This is a genomic window from Methanocalculus sp., assembly GCF_030651615.1.
In the GTDB taxonomy this organism is placed as follows: Archaea; Halobacteriota; Methanomicrobia; order Methanomicrobiales; family Methanocorpusculaceae; genus Methanocalculus.
In genome coordinates, this window is sequence record NZ_JAUSCG010000234.1 from 1 (window position 1) to 3163 (window position 3163).

A 3163-nucleotide genomic window follows, 5' to 3' on the forward strand; every position below is an offset into this window, starting at 1 on the left:
CCCTTATGTATCAGTCGAGGTGGAAAAGTACTCAAAGGACCTCTCCTGTTATACCTTTGTTACAATGCAGGGGCGAATCGAGGAGCTTACAGACTCTATTGATAAGAAGATCATCCGGCAGAAGTTCGTTGATCTTATCAAGGAACGGCATCTCTCGAATAATATACTTGCAGCCCTCGGCCATTCGCCACAGGATCCGCCTGAGGCGATTGCACGTGAAGAGCGGTCAATGGTCTGGAAGCTGACCGGAGTGAAGGATATCGTTGCATTGAAGAATGTATAATCATTTTTTTATCGAGTAGAGGCCAGCATCTTCCTGTACAAATCCCTCCTTCCAGAGGTCCTGAAGCACCTTTTCAACCCGTACTTCATCTGTGTCAAGTGATCGGATGAGAGATCTTCTCTCCATCTTTGTTCTCTCTATGAGGAGGCGAAGGATCTTCCCACGGATTTCGCGGTCTGATCCGGCGAAGGGTGCCTGTCGGGTGTAGTGTCTGCTCCGCTGGTTTGGATTCTTCAGTCGCAGTTTCAGGAGAGTGCCGTAATCCATCAGGGCACTGTACCAAACCCCTGGGTTCTCTCTATCGAGTGCTGCTTCGATGACTGGCAGGATATCCGTATCCGGGATGTTAACCTGATCCTGGAAGAAGAAATGGATGAAGACCCGCCTGATGTTCGTTTCTATATAGACGACTGGCATATTGAAGGCATAAGCACAGATGGCAGCGGCGGTCGCCTTCCCGATACCCGGAAAGGTTGCGAGAGTATCGGGGTTTTTCGGAAGATAACCGTTATGCTCGTTCCTGATGATGCCGGCTGTTCTCTGGAGATTGATCGCACGCCTGTTGTAACCAAGTCCCGACCATGCTGTGAGCACCTCTGAAAGAGGAGCTGCTGCAAGTTGATCGATCGTTTCGAAGGTTGCAAGAAATGCTTTATACTTCGGGATGACCCGTTCGACCTGTGTCTGCTGGAGCATGATCTCTGAGACAAGAATCTTATACGGGTTCGTGGTGTCGCGCCAGGGGAGGTCACGACCATGTTCATGGTAATACGAGAGGACCAGATCCTGAAAGAGTGTGATGGCTTCCTGAGTTGGTCCTGTCTTTGCAGCTTTCAGAAGTGCTTCCTCTCTCTGGTTCTGATCGGGGGTGCAGTTCACTAAGAATTATTCGTTCTTCTATGAACAAATACTTCTCTGATCAGGCAGAGGATTATTGTCAAATTAAGGAGAAGAAGAGGATGATGATCGAACCTGGACGCATTCATTATCGAAGTAACGTTTCGACCAATGGGGATCGGGTGATTTACTGGATGCAGAGATCCTGCCGGGCTGAAGAGAACCATGCCCTTGAGTATGCGGTTCTTGAGGCGAACAGGCGATCTCTTCCTCTGGTGGTTATCTTCTGTATCGATCCCAAGTACCCGGATGCGACAGGGCGAACATTCAGGTTCATGCTTGAGGGTTTATCGGAGACTCAGGAGAGATTGCGTGAAAGGGGGATACTGCTTCTTACAGTGATCGGGGATCCTGCCGTAGAGGTTCTTCGTTCTGCTGAAGATGCAGCAATTCTCATCTCTGATCGCGGGTATCTCAGGCATGAACGGGCATGGCGGCATGCTATTGTTGAGCAGCTGCATTGTTCAGTGATTGAGGTTGAGTCGGATATGGTCGTGCCTGTCCGTTCGGCATCAATCAAAGAGGAGTGGTCAGCTGCTACCCTCAGGCGAAAAATAACTCCGCAGATTGGAGATTTCATTCATCCCGTTGATAAGGTAGCTTTGAAGAATCCATCGCTGAATGTTGGGAGATCTGATCTCAACCTCTCTGATATTGATGGTATATTAAACCGGATCGGCCACTTCACCCCTGAAGAGAGGCATATTGCACGAGGCGGGCGAATCGTGGCGATTCAACGGCTCAAAGCATTTCTTGAAGCGCCTGCCCACCTCTATGATACAGCAAGAAATGATCCTGGCCGGGAGGTAACTTCAGGCCTCTCACCGTATCTCCACTTCGGCCAGATATCCCCAATTGAGGTGGCGCGGGCAGCAGCCGGCCGGAGTGGTTTTCTGGAAGAGCTTATCGTCCGGCGGGAGCTTGCGGTAAACTTCGTCTGGTATAATGATCGCTATGATCAGATTGATTGCCTTCCTGCCTGGGCTTACACAACACTTACCGAGCATGCAAAAGATCGCCGTGAGTATGCCTATTCACTTGATGAGCTCCGGCGGGCAGAGACCCATGATCCCTTCTGGAACACGGCTCAAAAAGAGATGATCTTCACCGGCTGTATGCATAATTACATGCGGATGTACTGGGGGAAGAAGATCCTTGAATGGTCTGAGACACCTGAGATGGCGTATCGGCATGCGGTTATCCTCAATAATGAGTTTGAGCTCGATGGTCGGGATCCAAACGGATATGCCGGAGTCGCCTGGTGTTTCGGCAAGCATGACCGGGCATGGAAGGAGCGGCCGATCTTTGGAAAAGTCAGGTATATGAATGCGAACGGTCTGCTTCGAAAAGGGGATATGCGGGGATACCTGGAGCGGGTCGAAGAACGTGTACATGATCGCTGATTGTATCTGTTAGAATCATTCAACTCTCCAAAAAAAGGTCTTCTGATTGATTATCCACCGGGCATGTACTCAAAGATCGTCATTTCACCTGTTGTAACGTATGTTGCCCAAGAAGCATAGCCGGTAATAAATGGAGTTATTACTATCTCCATTTACTCTTCCTAATCCTCAGAGGGGATAGCATAGTAATACTCTCCCTGTGATTTCTGGTCCCGATCAAGGAACGATCCAAGCTTATTGATCCTCGGTCTTCCGCTCTTGTCACGCCGGAATGTGATCCCGAGGTTTTTGAGGAATCTGTTCATTCCTTCCTGCATGCCAAACGGGCCGAAGGCAGATCCGGAGACTGCAGGCTGACCTTCAAAGACAAGAATCCGCTCAGAAAGCATATCAATGAGGTACATGTCATGATCGATCACAAGAACTCCGACTTCTTTTCCTTCTGCGAAATGTTTCATCATCCTGACAACCTTCATCCTCTGTTCGACATCCAGATGGGCGCTTGGTTCGTCAAGGATATAGAGATCGGCATCCTGCGAGAGGCAGAGTGCAATGGCAAGACGCTGGAGTTCTCCTCCTG

The 3163-nt window shown here is 49.6% G+C and carries 2 protein-coding genes and 2 pseudogenes; 2 read left to right on the forward strand and 2 right to left on the reverse strand.

Annotated features, from left to right (window positions below; genetic code table 11):
• A pseudogene (locus tag Q7V06_RS09730) lies at window positions 1-283 on the forward strand (pyridoxamine 5'-phosphate oxidase family protein); the annotation flags it as partial.
• Here Q7V06_RS09730 and Q7V06_RS09735 read toward each other — a convergent pair.
• Entirely contained in the window at window positions 284-1162 is an 879-nt protein-coding gene (locus Q7V06_RS09735; protein WP_304841009.1) for an A/G-specific adenine glycosylase, read from the reverse strand.
• Between the two features lie 80 nt (window positions 1163-1242).
• Here Q7V06_RS09735 and Q7V06_RS09740 point away from each other — a divergent pair, with 80 nt between their 5' ends.
• The gene (locus Q7V06_RS09740; protein WP_304841011.1) at window positions 1243-2583 is read left to right on the forward strand and encodes a deoxyribodipyrimidine photo-lyase; all 1341 of its coding nucleotides are present in this window, start codon (window positions 1243-1245) and stop codon (window positions 2581-2583) included.
• Between the two features lie 161 nt (window positions 2584-2744).
• On the opposite strand, the pseudogene Q7V06_RS09745 reads toward Q7V06_RS09740, so the two are convergent.
• Window positions 2745-3163, reverse strand: a pseudogene (locus tag Q7V06_RS09745) (ribosome biogenesis/translation initiation ATPase RLI); the annotation flags it as partial.